At 39.9% G+C, this 21,230-nt stretch carries 16 protein-coding genes; 10 read left to right on the top strand and 6 right to left on the bottom strand.

From position 1 onward, the window contains the following. Positions 1-10: 10 nt before the first annotated feature. From F7734_RS18620 to F7734_RS18600, 5 genes are all read right to left on the bottom strand, one after another. Positions 11-5,584: a type I polyketide synthase gene (locus tag F7734_RS18620; protein WP_155746078.1), complete on the bottom strand. Its 5,574-nt coding sequence runs from the start codon at positions 5,582-5,584 to the stop codon at positions 11-13. A gap of 430 nt (positions 5,585-6,014) precedes the next feature. Then, a complete protein-coding gene (locus tag F7734_RS18615) occupies positions 6,015-6,962 on the bottom strand; it encodes a ParB/RepB/Spo0J family partition protein (RefSeq protein ID WP_243146958.1) in 948 nt (315 codons plus the stop codon). 486 nt (positions 6,963-7,448) lie between these two features. Then, positions 7,449-8,915 (bottom strand): AAA-like domain-containing protein, encoded by a 1,467-nt coding sequence (locus F7734_RS18610; protein WP_243146957.1) that lies wholly within the window; start codon positions 8,913-8,915, stop codon positions 7,449-7,451. A 659-nt stretch (positions 8,916-9,574) separates the two neighbouring features. Next, complete coding sequence (locus F7734_RS18605; RefSeq protein ID WP_155746076.1) at positions 9,575-11,647, bottom strand: S9 family peptidase; 2,073 nt, start codon at positions 11,645-11,647, stop codon at positions 9,575-9,577. Continuing rightward, the gene (locus tag F7734_RS18600) at positions 11,640-12,272 is read right to left on the bottom strand and encodes a hypothetical protein (RefSeq protein ID WP_155746084.1); all 633 of its coding nucleotides are present in this window, start codon (positions 12,270-12,272) and stop codon (positions 11,640-11,642) included. The genes F7734_RS18605 and F7734_RS18600 overlap by 8 nt, the downstream gene beginning before the upstream one ends. A gap of 397 nt (positions 12,273-12,669) precedes the next feature. Here F7734_RS18600 and hemE point away from each other — a divergent pair, with 397 nt between their 5' ends. From hemE to F7734_RS18565, 7 genes are all read left to right on the top strand, one after another. Next, on the top strand, positions 12,670-13,725 hold the full coding sequence (gene hemE, locus F7734_RS18595) for a uroporphyrinogen decarboxylase (RefSeq protein ID WP_155746075.1): 1,056 nt from the start codon (positions 12,670-12,672) through the stop codon (positions 13,723-13,725). Between the two features lie 87 nt (positions 13,726-13,812). Then, positions 13,813-14,772, top strand: coding sequence for an NAD(P)-dependent oxidoreductase (locus F7734_RS18590; protein WP_155746074.1), 960 nt, complete (start codon positions 13,813-13,815; stop codon positions 14,770-14,772). 139 nt (positions 14,773-14,911) lie between these two features. Next, the gene (locus F7734_RS18585) at positions 14,912-15,130 is read left to right on the top strand and encodes a hypothetical protein (RefSeq protein ID WP_155746073.1); all 219 of its coding nucleotides are present in this window, start codon (positions 14,912-14,914) and stop codon (positions 15,128-15,130) included. A gap of 257 nt (positions 15,131-15,387) precedes the next feature. Further along, the gene (surE, locus tag F7734_RS18580) at positions 15,388-16,350 is read left to right on the top strand and encodes a 5'/3'-nucleotidase SurE (RefSeq protein WP_155746072.1); all 963 of its coding nucleotides are present in this window, start codon (positions 15,388-15,390) and stop codon (positions 16,348-16,350) included. Positions 16,351-16,540: 190 nt separating this feature from the next. Continuing rightward, a complete protein-coding gene (locus F7734_RS66135; protein WP_347566227.1) occupies positions 16,541-16,702 on the top strand; it encodes an ATP-binding protein in 162 nt (53 codons plus the stop codon). A 240-nt stretch (positions 16,703-16,942) separates the two neighbouring features. Next, positions 16,943-17,473: a hypothetical protein gene (locus F7734_RS18570; protein WP_243146956.1), complete on the top strand. Its 531-nt coding sequence runs from the start codon at positions 16,943-16,945 to the stop codon at positions 17,471-17,473. Positions 17,474-17,664: 191 nt separating this feature from the next. Continuing rightward, positions 17,665-17,880 carry a hypothetical protein gene (locus F7734_RS18565; RefSeq protein WP_155746071.1) on the top strand — a complete coding sequence of 72 codons (216 nt, stop codon included), beginning with the start codon at positions 17,665-17,667 and terminating at the stop codon, positions 17,878-17,880. Positions 17,881-17,977: 97 nt separating this feature from the next. Here F7734_RS18565 and F7734_RS18560 read toward each other — a convergent pair whose 3' ends face one another. After that, positions 17,978-18,157 (bottom strand): hypothetical protein, encoded by a 180-nt coding sequence (locus tag F7734_RS18560; RefSeq protein WP_155746070.1) that lies wholly within the window; start codon positions 18,155-18,157, stop codon positions 17,978-17,980. A 719-nt stretch (positions 18,158-18,876) separates the two neighbouring features. Here F7734_RS18560 and F7734_RS18555 point away from each other — a divergent pair. The 3 genes from F7734_RS18555 (at position 18,877) to modA (ending at position 20,789) form a co-directional block, all read left to right on the top strand. Continuing rightward, positions 18,877-19,377, top strand: a complete 501-nt coding sequence (locus F7734_RS18555; RefSeq protein ID WP_155746069.1) for a NifB/NifX family molybdenum-iron cluster-binding protein — start codon at positions 18,877-18,879, stop codon at positions 19,375-19,377. A gap of 112 nt (positions 19,378-19,489) precedes the next feature. Further along, positions 19,490-19,705: a hypothetical protein gene (locus F7734_RS18550; protein ID WP_155746068.1), complete on the top strand. Its 216-nt coding sequence runs from the start codon at positions 19,490-19,492 to the stop codon at positions 19,703-19,705. 289 nt (positions 19,706-19,994) lie between these two features. Next, the gene (modA, locus tag F7734_RS18545; RefSeq protein WP_155746067.1) at positions 19,995-20,789 is read left to right on the top strand and encodes a molybdate ABC transporter substrate-binding protein; all 795 of its coding nucleotides are present in this window, start codon (positions 19,995-19,997) and stop codon (positions 20,787-20,789) included. Positions 20,790-21,230 lie beyond the last annotated feature (441 nt).

The raw sequence follows: 21,230 nt of genomic DNA, 5'->3' as shown, positions 1-21,230 counted from the left end.
ATTTGGTTCTTCAAAAATTAATACTTGTTAATTTTTCCATCAGCAAAGCTTCAGCTTCACGCTCGGATAAATTTTCAACATCGGACTTAGCGAGCGCTGGTTGATGATTAATAATTTGTGAACCTACATCCAACTCCACGGGTTCATTCCACTTGAGTACTTTTTGAGCTAGATAATCAGCTAACTTTGTGACTGTCGGATAGGCAAACGTCAAGCCAGAAGGCAAAGAGCAAGCCAAACTCTTTTGCAGAGAATTTGTCAGCTCTATAGCTGTCAGAGAATCCATCCCTAATTCAAAAAATCCTTGCTGGAGGTCTAGTGTTGGCGAAAGTTTGTGCCCTAACACTTTAGTCACCTGCGAGCAAACATGGTCAATTAAAAGTTTTTTGCGCTCCCTAGGATGAGATGTCTCTAGGAGAGTGTAGAATTGAGATTTCTCAGTTTTCTTAACAAAAGTACCAATATTAGCGAAAAGGCGTGGTACGAAAGCCGATTTACTAATAAATTCCGACCATTTGATAGGTATTACTGTCACTTGCGTAGGAGATTGGTTTAGCAATTGCTCCAGCACAGCCAATCCCTTTAAGGTCGAAATTTTCCCAATACCTACCCACTGCATACGATTTTGGTCGGCACTCTCCAAGTTAGCTATCATTCCCACCTGCGACCAAGGTCCCCAATTAATACTCATTCCCGGCAAACCCAAAGTCTTACGGTAATGAACCAAGCTATCCATAAACGCATTAGCCGCCGCATAATTACCTTGTCCCCCATAGCCAAACACTGAACTCATCGACGAGAAACAAACAAAAAACTCAAGCGGCAAATGTTGGGTCAAGTTGTGAAGATTCAATGTTCCTGCCACCTTGGGAGCCATCACCCGCTCAAAGCGCTCCTGAGATTGCTGCTTTAACACTCCACCATCCACTACTCCTGCAGCATGAACAATCCCCCGCAACGGCGGTAGCTCGGAGTTGATTTTTTCTAGGACTTCCTCAACTTGAGTCACTTGGGCGATATCGGCTTGTACCACCAGCACCCTCACCCCTAATTGCTCAAATCCTGATATTCGCTCTAATGCTGCAACAGTTCCTTGGCTGCGTCCTGTTAATACCAAATTTCGCGCTCCCTTTTCTACCAACCACTCAGCCACCTCCAAACCCAGTGCCCCTAATCCACCAGTAATCAAATAACTCGCATCTGCTTTGACTGATAATTGCTCTTGATTCACCTGTACTGGCTCGGCGCAATCCGTTACCAGTTGTTCTTTGGGAGTGGCAGTATGCCGCACCAGTCGAGCTACGTATCGCTTATCGTCACGGTAGGCAATTTGAGCTTCTGCATATCGGGAAGCTGATAACTCCAATAGTATTGCTTGTGTGTGCTGTTGTCGCGTTCCAGCCACAGGTAAATCTACGAGCACGCATTGGAATTCTGGATACTCTAAAGCAATCACTCGACCCAATCCCCACAAACTACTGCCTGTGAGTTGCAATGGCTCTGATGTGAATGGCACTGCTTGTGTTCCCTGCGTCACTAGCCACAGATGCGCTGTTCTTTGCTCAGAGAATTGCACTAATGCTTGCACTAAATGCAAGACACTCCCACAATTGTGGAGTTCGGCTGTGGGGACATTGCTCAGAGCCGTTTCATCTGGAGCGATACTCCACAAGTGAACGATCCCCAGTGGTTGTTTGCTACCAATCTCCAAGAGCAGTTTTTGGAAGTGTTCTGGTTGAGAGGGGTCTATTTGATAATGTTGTCGATCTCTTTTTTCATACTTCACACCCGCAGAGACTAAGATGCAATCACCCTCAAGCTGTTGTAATTTTTCTGCTAGCTGTTGGCCGATTCCTTGTGAGTCTGTAAATATCAACCAACTCCCACCCTTGGCCTGAGTCGATTGTTCTAAGTCCAATGCTTGCCAATCTATTTCGTATAACCAGTCTGTAGTTTCAAGAGTGTCGGGCAACCACTGGCTGACTTTTTTGGCTGACACGCCGTCCATCTCTGCAATCATCTGTCCCTTGACATCCAACAGTTTGATATCTGCTATGAAGTCGCCATCTGAATCCTGCTGCTCTCTTCGCCTTGCATGACACCATAACTGCTGAGTTTCGGGTCTTTGCTCAAACCGGAAACTCTCAATTGCCAATGGCACAAAAGTTTCTTCCCCCGAAAAGACTATGTTCATCAGTTGCCAGCATGAGTCAATCAAACCCGGATATAACTCATACTCTTGTTGCTCATCTCCTAGTAGGTCCTGCCATTTGATTTTCGCTATGGCTTCTCCTTCCCCACACCAGACGCTATCCAGCCACTGAAAGCTTTCGCCCAATTGGATTTGTCTGTGCCTATTAGGAGAAATTTCGCTCTCGTGTATTTGTTGCGTACACCGTGCAAGTATTTCTTCGATGGCTATGGTTTGCGAACCCGTGTTCGTCATCGGCCAGAGCACGCCTGTGGCGAGGACAAGCCATTGACTTTGAGCACTGCTGTCTGTGGCTGCATCAAAGCTGATGAGTTGGAAAGATTTACCACTTCCTTGTGGGGAAAGTACCAATTGCACTGTGCGTGCTTCTCCAGAGGGGATCGCTAATGCCTGGGGGAATACTATATTTTCTAATCGACACGCTTGGGTTGAGAAAGTTAAGGAAGCTGCTCCTAAGAGTAACGCCAGATGACAGGCTCCTGGTACGACAACTTGGTCGTATACTTTATATTCTGCTAATAACGGCTTGGTAGAGGTACTAAATTCTGATTCAAAGAAAACATCTTGACTTAAGGGTGATTGCAGCTTTTTATCGAGTAACGGGTGCAGTTTTGTTGATTTTTGTCCTCGCACACTCAATGATTGATTCTCAATCCAATAACGCTGTCTTTGAAATGGATAGGTAGGCAGTGTCACTTTCTTTCGGGCATAGCCTCTCTCAAATCCCGACCAATCTACCTCAACTCCGGCTACATACAACTGACTCAAACTCGACAGGAGTTGTTTCCATTCTGCCACTCCCGGACGTAGAGACGGCAGCCACAATCTCTCCCTCTCCGGTATGCATTCACGTCCCATCCCCAATAAAATTGGCTTTGGTCCTATCTCTAAGAACACTTCATAATCCTGCAATGCCTGCATACTGCTGGCAAATTGCACTGTTTGGCACACATGATTCACCCAGTAGTCGGCTGTAGCGATGTTCTCGTTTGCTAGAAGTCCTGTGACATTGGATACTAGCGGTATCTGGGGTTGATTGTAGGCGACACCATTAGCTACACGCTCAAACTCCTTCAACATTGGTGTCATCAACGGCGAATGGAAGGCATGAGATACTTGTAAGCGCTTTGTTTTGATTCCCTGTTGTTCTAACTGTTGACAAATCCCGCTCACATCTTCTCTGGCTCCAGAAATCACCACACTTTCTGAACCATTGATAGCGGCGAGCGCCACTGTCCGTGCGTAAGGTGCCATCGCTTCCCTCACCCTCGATTCTGTTGCCATGAGCGCAACCATTTCACCTCCAGGCAACTGCTGCATCAACTTTCCTCGATGAACCATTAGGGCTAGTCCATCTTCCAAGCTAAACACTCCAGCTACAGTGGCAGCAACATACTCGCCGACACTGTGCCCCATCACGACATCTGGTTCTATCCCCCAAGACTTCCATAGTTGATACAGAGCATATTCAACCGCAAACAATGCCGGTTGGGTATAGGCTGTTCGATCCAGCTTAGAATATGAGGCTTGCTCAAGAGCTTTGAGAGGATAGAGTACCTCTAATAACGAATCTTCCAGATAAGGGCGCAAGATTTCATCGCACTGCTGCAAAGTTTGGCGGAAAATGGGCTGAGTGTCGTAAATTTCGCGACCCATGTTGATGTACTGCGAACCTTGACCAGTGAACAAGAAAGCTTTCTTAAGTGGCTTTTTGCTTGCTTGACCACTCATTAAACCTGCTGTGTTCCCAGATGCCACACTGAGTTGCTCAACTAAGTGCTTTCTGGAGTTGGCCATAATAGCAAGGCGGTATTCAAAATGCGATCGCCCAGTATTAGCCGTGTAACAAATATCTTCTAGGGGTATCTTGAGTTCGGAGCTTAAATAAATTTGATATTTCTTTGCCAGTTCCTTTAGAGCGTTCTCAGTTTTCGCCGAAAGTGTCATCAAGTGACTTGGACGCTCGATTTTTGTAGTCACTATTTCTTCTGGTACTGACAACTCTTCCAGGATTACGTGAGCATTAACACCCCCAAAACCAAAGGAACTTACCCCAGCCCGTCTGGGAATAATTTTTCCTTCTTGTGTTTTTAAATGTTGCCAGTTTTTTGTTTCTTTAACTATATAAAAGGGACTACCATCTAACTTGATTCGAGGATTTAATTGCTGAAAGTTATTCATTCTTGGCAATTTTTTATATTTCATTGCCAATAATACTTTTACGATCCCGGCAATACCGGCTGCTGATTCCAAATGTCCAATATTCGTTTTTACTGAACCTAATCCACAATAGCTTTCTGCGGGTAGTTCAATACCATAATGCTGATATAGCTGTGTATATGCTCGTTTTAAAGCATTGATTTCAATTGGGTCGCCTAACGGCGTACCTGTTCCATGAGCTTCTATATAAGATATTGTATCAGGTGTAATATTTGCCCTTATACATGCAGTTCTCACAACTTGTGATTGAGAGTAAGCATTGGGAGAGGTTAAAGTGCGGGCATGACCCCCATGATTTATGGCACTCCCTTTAACTATTCCATAAATATAATTTTTATCCTCTACTGCTTTTCTCAAAGGTTTTAATAAAATGATCCCTGCCCCTTCACCACGCACATAGCCGTTTGCTTCAGCGTCAAAGGTTTTACATTTACCCTCAGGTGATAACATACCCAACTTACTGAAAGAGATATAACTAGTCGGTGTACATAATACGCTAACACCACCAACTAATGCCATCTCACATTCATTTTGATTGAGTGCATTCACTGCTTGATGAATGGCTACAAGCGAACTGGAACAAGCTGTGTCTATAGGAATACTAGGTCCATGAAAATTAAAAAAATAGGAGATTCGATTTGGAATAAGACAAGTATATGTACCTGTAGAATTATGTCCTTCTATAACTTCGCCTTTATCTTGTAATTCTTTATAATCGAAATTACAAACACCAATAAAAACACCTATATTCTTTCCTGATAATTCTAATGGTGAATATCCAGCATCTTCTATGCATGACCAACTCAGTTCTAGTACTATCCTTTGTTGAGGGTCCATTCGCTGAGCTTCTCGATCCGATATCTGAAAAAATTTGGCGTCAAATTTATCTATATCTTCGATAAATCCTCCCCACCTACTAGTACTTGTATTGGGTTCACCATTTAAAGAATAAAAATTATCAACATCCCATCGCTTTTTAGGTATCTCCGTTATACTATCTATCCCTTTCTCTAGATTTTCCCAAAATTCGTTATAACTGTTTGCTCCTGGAAATCTACACCCTATACCAATAACGGCGATCGCCTCTGAATCCGTGTTAATTTGCCACAAATTATTATCCAGTTCCCCTGTAATTTCTGTTTTCTTGTTCATAATTCTTAAGAATTCGGAGTTAAATGTAAGGCATTAAAAATCGCACTAACTTGTACAGGCGAACCATCTCTTTTCTAGCTTTCTCAAAATTACGGATTGTATATTAATTCATAATATATATATCGCTATGTCAACTTCTTTGCAGCAAAAACGTTAAGCCTGGATTCATATAGATTGATGGTTATCATGAACATAGCGAACTTACAGGCTACATTTACAAACATTACTTTATTTTCAAATCATAATAACACATTTTCTTACTATTGATAACCACTTTTCAATTAACAAATGTTACTGCTCACTGGGCGGTAGTAGGTTTCATCTAGTTGAAAATATTAGCGATATTTACCATAATTAAGTACTTGGACAAGTGCTATTGTTAGTGAGCCAATTGCACTTATGCAAGTACTTAATCTGCCCATAATCTAAGTCAAACCATAACAATTGCTTCAAGCTGATTAAGCAACTGTTCTAGTTGCTTAGTTTTGTGTTTGTCACTCCAAAGCATTTGGTTTTTCTTTGCCATCTGGACAGTATTAGTCAAGCGTTGCTTGAGGCTGACCGGTTCTGCGGGTGCTTTGAGCAGATCGTTCAATGCTTTAACCCGTTGTTTAATTTCAGAAAGGCTCAGAGAATCGCTAATTGCATCTTCGAGCAGATTTTGTCTGTGAGTTTCGTCTTTGACACCAGCAATCACGATCCCTTTAGTATACTGAATTTTGCCCAAACGAATTGCATTTAATATCTCTACTGGTTTTTTGCATAAAGGAAGTCGAGTGGTAACGAACGATTGCCAGGTAATTCGCCCCAATGAATCAAATACCTGTTGCACAAGTTCAGCTTCTTTGCTAACCAAAACGTTTTGGTTAGTGTTTCCTTTTGTGGCGTTATTCATCCGGTAGAGAAAACTAACAACTTCTTCTGTGTCATATTCCAGTTTAATTTCCAGTAATCGCAGAGTATTATCTAACTCTTCTAAAGCACTGAAATTTTGACGATTTGTATTTGAAGATATTGCAGCGTGGAAAGCGCTAAGGTCATCCCAATTAAAAACCTTGACTGGAACAGCATCTAGTCCTAAAATCACTGCCGCTTTCAATCGCCGCAGTCCCGCAACCAACTCATATTGTCCTGGTACACTCGGATGGTGACGAACCCATAGAGGGGAAAGAATTCCGTTAAGCTTAATATCTGAGAAAGCCCATTCTTGTAGCTCTTGTGGATCGTAATAATGTCGGAGTGGCTTGCGATCGGGGACAAATGTAAATGAGCAAACTATTTTGTCACCTTTAATGACTTGTTCGATTGAATCTACTATTATTGGCGTCACCCCAAAATGTTCTATCTTCTGGATTTCAACATCTTTGATACTATACATAATCATTGATTTCCCAAAAGCATCCAAGTAATAATTATTACATCTTTTATTAAAGTTAGTGCAAAAAATTTCTGTTTTTACAGGTATTGTCTGATAAAAAATCATATATACTATCCGTGCAACTACCCCCAAATGGTCTATGGTTTGTATGAACATCTTTTCGAAATTCAGATAACTACAAAATTCTCCTAAGCAATTCTGTCTCAATTTTCCATACTCCTTTTGAGAAAACTTAAAATTTTCTATTTCTTTTATTTTTGTCCAAAGTTTAATGATATTGCTTATTAATTACTGGATTTTTGTTGACTCTTCTATAATTTTGATATTGTCCTGAAGATATCAAATTTGTCAATACCTCCCAAACCTGAATCCTTACGTTTACACATACCGCTGATTCCTCATAAAGATAGAGAATATACATAATTATTGATGTGAAAATCAGCGATTTTATATTAAGTGCAAGATGTGAGATTGGTTAAGTATAGACTACCTCTTACTTGGTATCTCCAATTCAATTGTTGATAGCTGTTTTTGAAAATAAGCCCAGTAGAGTTTGCAACGAGGTAAAATGCGATCGCCCTCAAAGCGAATTAATCCCAAACTTTCCAGTTTGTAAGCTTCAATAGGATTAAGAAATATATCTTGCTGGGAAGCCAAAATTTTAGCGTAGGTCTTTGCCAAGCCAGGGTTTTCTTGCAGTTTTATGGAGTATCGCCATAAATGATAGCGATAAATGCCACCATTTGCGATCGCATCCTGTATCAGTTCTTGCATGGTTATTTCTTGACAGCAAAGATAGTAAAAACTCATCTGAATCAGCGCTGGATGTCCCCCTACTAGGGATATCAGTTGCTCAATATCTCTAGGTTTACACAGATTGAACCTATAACGTCTAGCTAAATCTTCTACTTGTGTTTGGGTAAATTCGTTCAAACGAATAGGTAGACCTATATTAAAAGGAGAGAGGTTAATATCTAGAGAGACGTACTCTTCCATTGAGTAAACCATGACTAACCTTAACTTTTGCCAGTTGCGATTGTGTCGTGCTTCCTCACACCACGAGCGCAACAAGGCAAAAAAATCTTGACAAATGTGAGGAGATTCAAAAAAACGGTCAATTTCATTCAATACCAAAACGACTGGTTTTTGACATTGATTGAGTAAATAGTTTTCTAAATAAAAGCTGCTACTCAAGTTATAACCAATATCTTCATCCCATTTTTCCTTGATGTTGGGAGCAATTCCTAATTCTGTTGCAATTCGCCAGCAAAGACGACGCAATAGCTTATTTATATCGGTTAGGCACTCACTGTCAAATTGAAAACAATTCAGATTCACCGTATGATATCCTTGCGTCTGTGCAAAGGCTAACAGTCGCAACACCAAAGAACTTTTACCCATCTGTTTGGGAGCCCGAATCCGAATCACACAACCTGGTTGAGCGACTTCTTGATAAACGCGTTTCTCTAGTGGGGGACGGTCAATATAAAAGGGAGAACCTAGAGGTAAAGGACCATCTGGGTAGGGTCCAAAATTTTCCATCTCTTCAGCTTGTTTGTAATATTTTTGTGCAAAAGAGTTGAATTCGGAAAATTGAGAAGGCTCTTCTATGTATGAATTTTCGGATAAAAATTCCAATGTTTGATTTTCCGCAGATTCACTCACCTCAGTGTAGTCTTCTCTTTGTAATTCCAAATTAAAAGCACTAAAGCAAAGCTTCAATGTTTTTTGGTCTACACCTGCATTTGAAGACCATAATTTACTCACAGTTTTAGTGGAAATACTAATGCGATCGCTTAGCTGTTCCAGGCTCAAGCGATCGCCTTTGTTTTCCGTCATTTCTACGTAAACAATTGCTTCCTGTAACCGTTTAATCCCTATGGAAGTTAATACAACTCCTCGTCTTCTCCTGAGTTTAGATTGTTTTAACATCATAATTTGATACACTTCCATTTGATTTTCTTATGGAATTCATCAAAACTTTATTAAATTACACTACATTAACTTGATAGTAGATGCCTCTTATAAAATTTTCTATTAACTTTGTATAAAATTTTTGATGAATTCTTATTACTTCTGTTACTTTTCCGGCTTTTCCTACTTTTCCTACTTTTCTTACTTTTTGAGTTTTGATGGTTATGTTGCACAGATTTTTTAAAGAAACAATAAAACCTTTGTTTTTATATTTTTATAACAATATAACTAAGCAAGAATATAGCTAAGTTTTCTAAATGAAGTTGTTTGTAGAACTTATGCATTGTCTAAAAATCATCTATGTGTATTGAGCCAACTTTTCGATTTGAACTATTTTTCAAATGCATGACTTCCGTCTCAATGAGAGTTTCAAGTCGAGCCTACATATAAAATGTGAGAAACTAGTGAAGATTTTGTAAAATATTCTCAGTTCGTTGCAAGGCATTACTCAGTAGTTCAACTTCTAAAATGTTCGTAGTTGCGCTTTAGCTCTAAAGCGCAACTACAAGCATAGAAGCATTTTTCATTTAATTTTAGGGCTTACGCAGCATCAACGCTACTTTGGGTGTTGTACACGTTGTCGATCCCTCCAATCCCCCTTTTTAAGGGGGATATTTCTTACACTGGTGAACTTACAATTAACTATCTGCCAAACCCAACCTATCTAAAACAAAGGCGTATTCAAAAGCGAGTTCCTTCAAGCTTTCATAACGCCCGGATGCGCCGCTATGCCCTGCACCCATATTGGTTCTTAGCAGAAGAATGTTACTGTCTGTTTTGAGTTCTCGCAGTTTTGCCGTCCATTTTGCTGGTTCCCAATATTTGACACGAGAGTCATTTAACCCCGCCAAAATTAGCGTATCTGGGTAATCCTTGGCTTCAACATTGTCATAGGGAGAGTAGGATTTTATGTAGTCGTAATAAACTTTATCGTTTGGATTACCCCATTCTTCCCACTCTGTTACTGAGAGGGGTAAGGAAGTATCCAATATGGTTGTCACTACGTCTACAAATGGAACATCCGCAATAACGGCTTTAAAAAGATCGGGGCGCATATTCATGACTGCGCCCATCAATAAGCCACCTGCACTTCCACCAGAGATCGCGAGGCGATCGCTTGATGTCCATTTTTCGCCAATCAAGTACTCAGCACAAGCAATAAAATCGGTAAAGGTGTTCTTTTTCTTCAAAAATTTGCCATCTTCATACCACTTCCTTCCCATTTCACCACCACCACGAATATGGGCAATCGCGAAGACAACTCCACGGTCTAATAATGAAAGTAGATTGGAAGAAAATGAAGAAGATGAAGGATAACCATAAGAACCATATCCTGTTAAGAATAAAGCATTTTTACCATTTTTTTGAATGCCCTTTTTGTAAACAATAGATATGGGAACTTTTGTCCCATTAGCAGAGGTAGCAACTAACCATTCACTTTGGTACTGACTGCGATCGTATCCACCCAGAACTTCTATCTCTTTTTTCAACTCTCGCTGATTTGTTTCCATGTCATAGTCAAATACAGAATGGGGAGTGGTGAAGGAGGTGTAATTAAAACGCAAGGTTGTTGTATGAAATTCAGGGTTACTACTTTCGTAAAAATCGTAAGTTGGTTCTGGAAAGGAAATTTGATAGATGTTTCCTGTCGATAAATTTTGTACTCGTCCTACAGGTAACCCACCTTGCCTTTCATAAATCACCATATGGTTGGCAAACAAGCTAATGCCCGAAAGCATAATATCTTCTCGATGGGGAATAACAGTTTGCCAATGTTCTTTTGCTGGTGAGGCGACAAGAGTTTTCAGGAGTTTAAAGTTAATTCCTTCTTCATTAGTGACAATGTAAAAGGAATCGCTGTGATGGTCAATATCGTATAATACACCTGTCTTTCGTGGGAGAAAAATTTGAAAATTTCCATTGGGCTCGTTGGCATCTAAGTAATGAATTTCTGATGTAATTTGGCTACCCAAACTCATCAAAATGTATGCTTCGCTTCTCGTTTTACCAACTTCTAAAAAGAAAGCATCATCTGGTTCGTGAAAAATGAGCACGTCTTCATCTACAGAAGTTCCTAAAGTATGTCTAAAAAGTTGATATGGACGATTTGCAGAATCAATTTTGGTATAGAATACCGTTTTATTATCATTTGCCCAGGCAAAAGAATAATAAGTTTCAGGGATAGTTTCTGGGTATAGCTTGTTTGTGGTTAGATCGAGAAAGAAAAGCGTGTATTGCTCGGCTCCACTCGTATCAACTGAGTAAGCTAGAATTTTGTGATTGGGGCTAACATTCAAGACGCCCAAACTAAAAAATTCGTGCTCTAGTGCTAATTCGTTTTGGTCTAACAGCACTTCTTCAGGGGCAACAAGGCTACCTCGTTTGCGACAGTGTATTGGATACGCCTTACCTTCTTCAGTACGTGAATAATAATAATAATTATTTTTGCGATAGGGTACTGATAAGTCCGTTTCTTTGATGCGAGCTAGCATTTCCTCATAAAGCTTTGTTTGCAATGCTTCTGTATGCTGCATCATAGCCTCAGTGTAAGCGTTTTCAGCTTCCAAATAAGCGATCGTGTCTGGATTATCAATCTCGCGCATCCAAAAGTAATTATCAATACGACGATCGCCGTGTAACTCTAAGACATGAGGTTTCTTGGACGCAGTGGGTGGAGTGAGTGTTGTTTGCAAAGCATTGTCTTTAGTCATCTTCGTCAATCTGTATCCGGTGTTTTGTTTTTAGGGTACAAAAGCCAATAGCTGGGATAATTCCCAGAATAATAGCTGTAAATCCCTGTCCGCTCAAATACACTACCCGATCTCGGCTCGGTGCTGGAATAAAATCTTGTACAAAAGACAGCAATCCTACCACAAAACTAATCAGTAAAAATGAAACTGAAGGTAAAAAATTCCACCACCAAGCACCTGATGCGTATCGGCGCAGAACGAGCCATTGAAACAGCCCAAGCCAAATCCCCGATAAAATGTACGCAGTCGTTGACAAAATTCCAAAAATCACAGCTTCTTGAAAAGTGAGAGTTCTGTTTAAGGATGCGGCAATAGATGAAATGTAGTCAATCCAAGCTGTAGAAACATTAGTGGAAACCAGCCAGCCCAAACTTGTTGCTATCATCCACAGCCAACCAGATGTATATTGTCTGACCACTAGTGCTTGATCGATCCCATAGATAAGCGCAAACACACAAGTACTGATGTACCTCCCAAAGGCGTTCCATCTTGGTTGCTGAAGAATCTCAGGTGATAGTATTTCTCCCAGGATCTTTTCTATCGCTATACTAGCTATTCCGCCCACAACCCACCCCAAGACAGTCATGAAACAGAATAGTAGGAAAAATTTCTGGCGTTGCGATCGAGCTATCAAATACCTTTGTCCGTTGTCATTTGTCATTTGTCAAAAGTCCTTTGTCAAAAGTCCGTTGTCATTTGTCATTTGTCAAAAGTCCTTTGTAAACAATTTAAAACTAATAACCAATGACACTTGACACTTGACCAATGACACTTGACCAATGACACTTGACCAATGACACTTGACCAATAACTAATGACCAAGTTAAAAATTGTCAAGATTTCCTTCTTAAAACTTTGCATTTGGTCAATAATTTTATAAGAAGTTTTGCGAACAGCCCCAAAAGGTATTTCTCTTGGAAAAAGGACAAACCGGGAATGATAAGCTAAACAATGACAAAAAAGAGTTTAGGATGAATTGTTAAATGGGTGTTTCCTCTAACGATCCATTTCTCCTTAGGGCAGCTCGTGGTGAAGTTTTAGATCGTCCTCCCGTGTGGATGATGCGGCAAGCAGGACGGTACATGAAAGCTTATCGAGATTTAAGGGAGAAGTACCCTTCTTTTCGCGATCGCTCGGAAATACCGGAAGTAGCGATTGAAATATCTTTGCAACCGTGGAAAGCTTTTCAGCCAGATGGGGTGATTTTGTTCTCTGACATTGTCACACCGCTTCCTGGAATAGGCATTGATATGGATATTGCGGAAGGCAAAGGTCCTATTATTTACTCGCCCATCCGTACATCTGAGCAAATTGATAACCTGCATCCTCTAGAACCAGAAGAATCCCTGCCGTTTATTAAACCAATATTAACGGCGTTGCGGCAGGAAGTCGGCAACAAATCAACAGTTTTGGGCTTTGTGGGTGCTCCCTGGACATTGGCAGCTTATGCTGTGGAAGGAAAAGGTTCTAAAACCTACTCCATAATTAAAAATATGGCGTTCTCAGACCCAATCATCCTGCATCAACTGCTAGGAAAATTGGCAGACTCCATCGCCACCTATGTCCGCTACCAAATTGACTGTGGTGCTCAAGTAGTACAAATGTTTGATTCTTGGGCAGGTCAGTTAAGCCCTCAAGATTACGAAGTCTTTGCTCTCCCCTACCAGCAAAGAGTTTTCCAGCAAGTTAAGGCAACTCATCCAGAGACCCCCTTAATTCTGCTAGTCACCGGTAGCGCTGGTTTGCTCGAAAGAATGGCACACTCGGGTGCAGATATAATCAGTGTAGACTGGACAGTAGACATGGCAGATGCACGGGAAAGATTGGGCAGGCAAATGAAAGTGCAAGGCAATCTTGACCCAGGTGTGCTGTTCGGTTCTAAGGAGTTTATTCGCGATCGCATTCTCGATACCGTTCGCAAAGCAGGTAACAAAGGACACATTCTTAACCTCGGTCACGGTGTTTTGCCAGAAACACCAGAGGAAAACGTAGCTTTCTTCTTTGAGACAGCAAAAAATCTTAATGCAGTAGCTGTGTGAGTAAATTATGAAGTTTAAATTATGAATTATGAAACTTTTTTACCATTTATACTTCATAATTCATAATTCATAATTCATAATTTCCTTATGAGTCATAAAAAGATTTTTGTGACTGGTGCAAGCGGTTGTATCGGTCATTATATAAGCGAAACTTTAATACAACACACAAACCACGAGCTGTATCTATTGGTCAGAAATCCAAAAAAACTGCAAGTTGATACGCAAGCACGTCCTGGTATCACTGTACTACAAGGTGATATGCAAGAAATAGGGCAATTTGCTGACTTGTTGAAAACAGTAGATGTTGCCGTTTTAACAGCAACGGCTTGGGGCGGAGAAGGAACATATGAAATTAATGTATCCAAAACTTTAGAATTGCTCAACTTGTTAGATCCACAAAAATGCGAACAAGTTATCTATTTTTCCACGGCTAGTGTTTTAGATAGTAACAACCAACCATTAAAAGAAGCAGGGGAATTAGGGACAGATTATATCCGTTCTAAATATGATTGCTTGCAAAAGATACCAGAGTTAGCGATCGCACATTCAGTTACTTCTGTATTTCCAACTTTAGTATTGGGTGGCGATAGCAAAAAACCTTACTCTCATGCAACATCTGGTATTCCAGAAATAACAAAATATATAAATCTAATCCGCTTTTTGAGTGCTGATGGCAGCTTTCACTTTATTCACGGGCAAGACATTGCCACTGTCGTGAAATACTTGATAGATAATCCTCCAAAAGAAGAAAAAACACGCCGATTTGTGTTAGGTCAGAAGCAGATAACTGCAGACCAAGCTATTCAAGAGGTTTGCAGCTATCTTGGTAAAAAAATTTACTTTCGCATCCCTTTGTCTGTATCGTTAGCCAACTTAATTATTGTTTTGTTCCGAATCCAGATGGCTGCTTGGGATAGGTACTGCATGAACTACCGACATTTTACCTACAACACTGTTGTTAATCCTGCAAGTTTTGCATTACCAAATTACTGCGAAACCATGAGTGATGTTTTGAAAATTAGCTTGGCTAGTACTCCACTGCATTAATTCTGAAAGGAATACCACTAACAGTTGTATAACCAACTAAGAGGATGTTTGAAAAGTGGTTGGCTGTCATTTTAATCACATTATTACCCCCCTTATAAAGGGGGGTAATAAGAAAAATCGAGTTCTCTCCCTTTTATAATTGGAAAACTATGTTCCCGATAGTGTGACGATTTGGTTTTCTGGTAGTGCCTGTGTAAATGGTTTACTCCAACTACCCGCCAGTGCTACCAAAGCAGATCGCGATCGCCTTTTTGCTACGGTTTCCTTGTCTAAAGCAACAGATAAACCGATGTTCGTCGTTTACGTTGTGAACTCTGGGCGTTGTGACATCAGTAGTTTCGGAATGCTCGAGCAATAATAAACATTACTTCGTATTTTTAGCCAAAACCTACGCAGTATTGGGTCTAAAATAATATTTTTGTTTTATTCTTATCAAATTATTGTCAGCAAGTTTTTTAAAAACACAATTAATAATATTTCATAAGCCTAATCTAAATAAATACGCAGTTTTCTTAACCAAACACGTATATTTTTTAACAAATTTTTAACAAAAATTTAATGCATTTCCCCTAAAGTTCCACAAAGAACAGTGTTTTTACATAGGGGATATTGTCAATGAAATTTCTCAAATCTCGTTCTGCCAAAATGCTTGTTAACCTAGCAACGACTTGTGCGATCTTTGTATTTCAAACAAAAGCACAGGCACTTAAAATTATGGTGGTCAATGATGATGGCTATCAAGCAGAAGGGATTGCAGTTTTATTTGATACCTTACAAGCAGCAGGACATGAAGTCACGATAGTTGCCCCAAAACAAGACCAAAGCGGTATTGGCACATCAATTAATGCATCTCGCATTCTCCAACCAACTGAAGTTGTCAATTATGACACTCATCGTTGGTATGTAGATGCAACTCCAACCGTGACAACATGGGCTGGTTTGGATTACATTCTTAAAGACAATAAACCCGATTTGGTTGTATCCGGAATTAATCAAGGTGAAAACGTTGGATTGTTTGCCGTTTCTTCTGGAACTGTCAGTGCCGCAGTGGCAGCCCTCAATCGCGGTGTTCCGGCGATCGCAATCAGTGCTGGGATAAATCAAGCAGAGAGCGCTACAGGTTACCGCAGTACTCGTCAAGCGTATAAAACCGGAGCAAACTTTATCGTTGCACTTCTCAAAGAACTTGAAGCCAAGAAAAAGCCAAATTCGACAATATTACCACCAGGAATTGGCTTAAATATCAATATTCCCGTGCGATTTCCAGATGGCATCTCCACAATTCAAGGAGTTGCGTTAACCCGCTTTGATAGTATCACACCTTTCGACGTTACGTTTGGTGAACTACCTACAGGTACTGGAGTTGGTTTGAAGTTTGAGCCTGTGAATTTATCATCAAACACAACTTCCAACCCAGACTCGGAAGGAAGCCAGTTCCTTTCTGGATTTATCACCGTCACTCCTATTGATGGTGACTGGAGCAGTTTAACGTACAAAGATTGGGCGCAACTACGCCATCAACTTCCCCTGTTACCTAGTGTTACCCCAAAACTTTTGTCTGTGCCGGGAACTCCATAAATCAGTACCAGTTGGCACAGAACGCATCCAAACAATATAGCAATCCTATTTGAGATCCAAACAAGGGAGACAAGGAAGACAAGGAGGACAAGGAAGACAAGGAAGAGGTGTTTGTAAATCATTTAGGACTGCTATAGTAGCATTCGTCATTGGTCAATAGTAGGAGACAAAGCACAAAAAAAGTCCCCAAATTTTCATTCGTACTAAACCAATCAATAACCAAGTTGCCATCCACATTGCTGATAATGGACTGGGTATGACTAAAAATATTCGTCAGCGAATTTTCAATCCCTTTTTTACAACAAAGCCTGTGGGTAAAGGAACTGAAATGGGTTTGTCCATTAGCTACTAAATTGTGGCAGAAAAACATGGTGGCTCACTTTACTGTATTTCAAAACCCGATTTAGGAACAGAGTTTGTCGTTAAAATTCTTTTGAAGCAGAATTAAATTACTGAGAAGAGGGATGTAAATTAAAAAGTTTTTAATTTACATCCCTCTTTAGATATAATTATTGATTTATCGAAATTATAGTAATAGGTGTAGTGAATTGGAAATAGAGCGCGTTAAGATGTATGTAGAAAAAGTTAATTAATGAAAAAAATTTGTTCATTAGGGTGTTTCATAAAACAAATGTCTAGTCCTTCTACAAGTTTAGAAGGAGTAAATGCAGAGTCATATTTTATGAAATACAAAAACTTAAAAGTTATCAGAGTACTGGAGCAATCTACAAGAATAATGACAATTTTAGGGGTGTTAGGGGTTTTAGGGCTGATAGTTGGACAAGTATTTTTCTTAGCAGGAGCGACAGGAAAAATCGCTATTAAGATGGAAACAACTCTAAAAGCCCAAGAAACTTTACTTAAGAAAGCTATCAGACTTGGCGGAGTTTCAATAGGAGTGGCGATAATTTTAATGAGTTCTTCTCGCAGAACTTGTCAGGAAAAAGCAGAGTCAGAACTACACAGAGAGGAAGTTTTGACGGCTACAATGGCAACTCCAATAGCTTGTGAAGGATGCAAGCAATATCATGGAATTCTTTATAATAATGTACCTTTTGTTTGTGCCATGTATCCTTATGGACATCAAGACAATGAATGTCCGGATTGGGAAGAGAAAAGCTAATTGCATACTTAAATTTTTTAAATTTTTTTACCTCCAGTCAAGAACAAGAACAACACAATCAATTAATATTGCTTGTATTTTTGTCAACTATCCAAAGATAGAATTATTTATACCTATTTTGGTAGCTGCAATCACAGGAAAAATTCACAAACATTGTGTTAACTCTTGTGTGTCTTATAGAATTTGGTTTAATGAATAGCAGGCTTTTTATATCACTTCAGGAGAAAGAGAAACTGTACCATGCAGAATTAGTAAGATATGGTGTGGATTTAAGAATAGCAGCGAAAGCCGCTAAGATTTTAGCTTTTGGGAATTCCAACGAGCTTTTGAGTTTTGAAGAAAAAAAACTTGTTACGGATGCTTGTAAATTGTGGGTAGAAAACCGCAATCGCCGTTTGACTAAGTGACCGAATATCGGGATGAAACAGGGTACAATGGGGGGAAACAGACATCCACCCCATAACTAATTGCCATCCCGAATTAACTTGGCTTTTAGAGTTTTCGTCACGTCTGTTGCGAACCTTTAGCATCGCACTCTTTAGCGAAACACCGTTCTAAAAGCTCAACTCTGTAGTGACGGGCAAAGCGCCGGGGATCTAACACAAGTTTAACTTTGGGGTTCATGACAGGTTGATTGAGATACTGCCACAAGGGGAATTTAGGATTGTTAGCGTCTGAAGTCATATATACAAAGAAAATAAGACAACACAATAGCAGGCTCAGTATTGAACATTTGGTATAAATTATGCTTATTACCGTTCCTTAGTTCAACCTTACAAAATATACATACGATTGTCCTGCGGGCAAACGCGGAAAATTTTAGAGATTACTCCTGCAGATAGTTAAAAAAATCCGTTGAATCAACTATTGCCAAATGCAGTCACTTGAAACCCAATACTGCATAGGTTTTGCATAAAAATACGAAATTACGTAGGTTGGGGAGCCAGCCCTGAACCGTGTGCGTGGCGCGAATGCGCCATAGGAGGGTTTCCCTCTGCACCTTTACTGGCGTTTGAGGAACGAAACCCAACATCTAGAAGCATTTGTTGGGTTTCGTTCCTCAACCCAACCTACAATTTCCAAGATCCCTTGCAGTATTGGCTCTGCATCTTCCCAAATCCCTACCCATATTGGTTTTGAGGCTCATAGTGCTCAAGAAAAAATCAAGCTGTGTAATGAAACGTAAAATATCGCAACCAGCACCTTATGGGAAACCAAGCCTTGGTTACTGGTTAGGTGCTCACTGCAATGTTAAATGCTCACTTTTATTTTAATGCCAAGCGTATATTATGCCACTGCAAATAAATGGCGAGAACAGTTAGTAGTGAGTAGTGAGACATTAGTTGCGTTCCCACTAATCACTAACCACTAACCATTAACCATCACTTATTAAGGAATAGAAAATGAAGATTGCCTTCATGACAACTGACAGAGTTAATGTCAACGCTCATTTTGGTTCGGCGCAAGAGGTTGATGTTTATGAAGTCTCAGAAACTGGATACAAGTTTGTCGAAACGCTTCTTTTTGAAAAGCCATCTAAAAAAGCTGCAAAAATGACTGAAACCAGTGAAGGTGGTTGCAAACATGGTAAACCTGATTGCAAAAAAGGTCAAGATGCTTCTCAAGAAGCTGAAGGTAGCTCAAAAAAAGATAAAGATGGTGAAAGTGATGATAAAGTGGCACGCAAACTAGAAGTGTTGACTGATTGTACCATTGTCTATGTCGCCTCAATTGGTGGTACTGCGGCTGCTAAGTTAATCAAAAACGGTATGATGCCAGTTAAACCGCGATCGGATGAAGAAAATATTGCTTACATTTTGAATAGGCTGGTGGAGGCTCTCAAAGGAAATCCTCCTCCTTGGTTGCGTAAAGCTTTACAGGGAAAAGCAAACAATAATTCCTAATTCATCATTCGTAATTCGTAATTAATCAATTCTTAATTACGAATTAATAAATTTGAGATACAAGCTCTACGTTTTTATATTTTATCCTTCATCCTCTATACTTTCTTCAATTATGATTGTATCTTCATTAGCTTCTCTTGGGCTGGCAATTATTTTTCTGTTTGTCAGTTCAAAAGTTCTACATCAAATCTTGCAGTTGCTAACTTTCTTGATAGCTATCTTTTGGTTGTGTTCAAGCTGGTTTTTTTCCATTGTTCCAAGTGAATTTTTCATTGCGATCGCTTTTCTCCTCATCACACAAAAAATGCACGCTTTGGAACGAGAGTAGTAGCACGTCCAATACTGCGTAGGTTTTGGGAAATTGTAGAAATTGTAGGTTGGGTAGAGCGATAGCGTTACCCAACAAATGCCGATAAATGTTGGGTTTCGTTCCTCAACCCAACCTACTTTTACCAACTTTATATAAAGATAAATAATTTTACGCTGGATTTTTTGTATTTTAAACTACAAAAAATCCAGCTTTATACCAATATTATTGGCAATCTGGGATATTATCTTGGTACAATCCTACCAACCACAATTTCCCAGTAGGTGAATCTCTGTCAGTAAAATTCTTTATGAAAAGAAGACAACTTTTTGCCTTCATCAGCATAGCTATTGCTACCCTATCCCTGGCACTTGGCTTGCGATTGTTGGATGCATCTCCTGTTAGAGCACAATCTAACGCCCAACTCCTTGTTTCTGCAGCGGCTAGCCTTAAAGATGTTATGGGGGAAATCAACACCCTGTACCAAAAAGGTAATCCAAATGTCAAAATTAGCTATAATTTCGGTGCTTCAGGTGCTTTACAGCAACAGATTGAGCAAGGCGCACCTGCAGATATTTTTATCTCGGCGGCACAAAAACAAATGGATGCCTTGGAGCAAAAAGGGTTATTGCTTGCTGGAACTCGCACTAACTTGGCAAACAATAGTTTAGTTCTGGTTGTCCCTAACAAGTCTACTGGGATTACTAACTTCAACGCTTTGGCTGATGCAAAGGTGAAAAAGATTGCGATAGGCGAACCCAGAAGTGTTCCGGCTGGGCAGTATGGCGAGCAAGTTCTGCAAAAATTGGGCGTTTTTGATAAAGTGAAACCCAAGCTAGTTTACGCAAACAATGTGCGTCAAGTTTTAGCATCTGTAGAAAGTGGTAATGCTGATGCGGGTTTGGTTTACGCTACTGATGCCAAAATCTCTAAAAATGTAACAGTTGTTGCTACAGCTGCTGAAAATACTCATTCTCCCATTATTTACCCTATGGCGGTACTTAAGAGCAGTAAAAATCCTAAGGCTGCTGGAGATTTTGTTAAGTTCCTATCCAGTCAGCCTGCTCAGGGAATATTGCAAAAGTACGGGTTTATCGTACCGTAATTAATACCATTTTGGATTTTAGATTTTAGATTTTGGATTGAGATAGTCTTGACTGAATTAAATCTCACCCAACTATCTGTTACATCCTTTTTTCAAATTAGTATCGGCTGTTGCGCTTTAAATTGACACAACAGAGTGGTTAGTGGTTAGTGGTTAGTGGTTAGTAGTTAGTGGTTAGTGGTTAGTGGTTAGTGGTTAGTGGTTAGTAGTTAGTGATTGGTGGTCATTAACCTCAACGGGGAAACCTCTGCAACAAACTGCTCTCCACTATATAAGAATCGGTAACTTTAGAGCCGTAAAGGAGTAGTTGAGCATAAGTCTAAGCAAAACTTATTCAATCCAAAATCCAAAATCCAAAATCCAAAATCCAAAATCCAAAATCCAAAATACAAAATCCAAAATCCAAAATCAAAAATCAAAAATCAAAAATAAAAAAAAAAA

This window comes from Scytonema sp. UIC 10036 (assembly GCF_009725235.1).
Note: the sequence above shows the minus strand (reverse complement) of the source record. Positions and strands in the feature narration are given on the sequence as shown.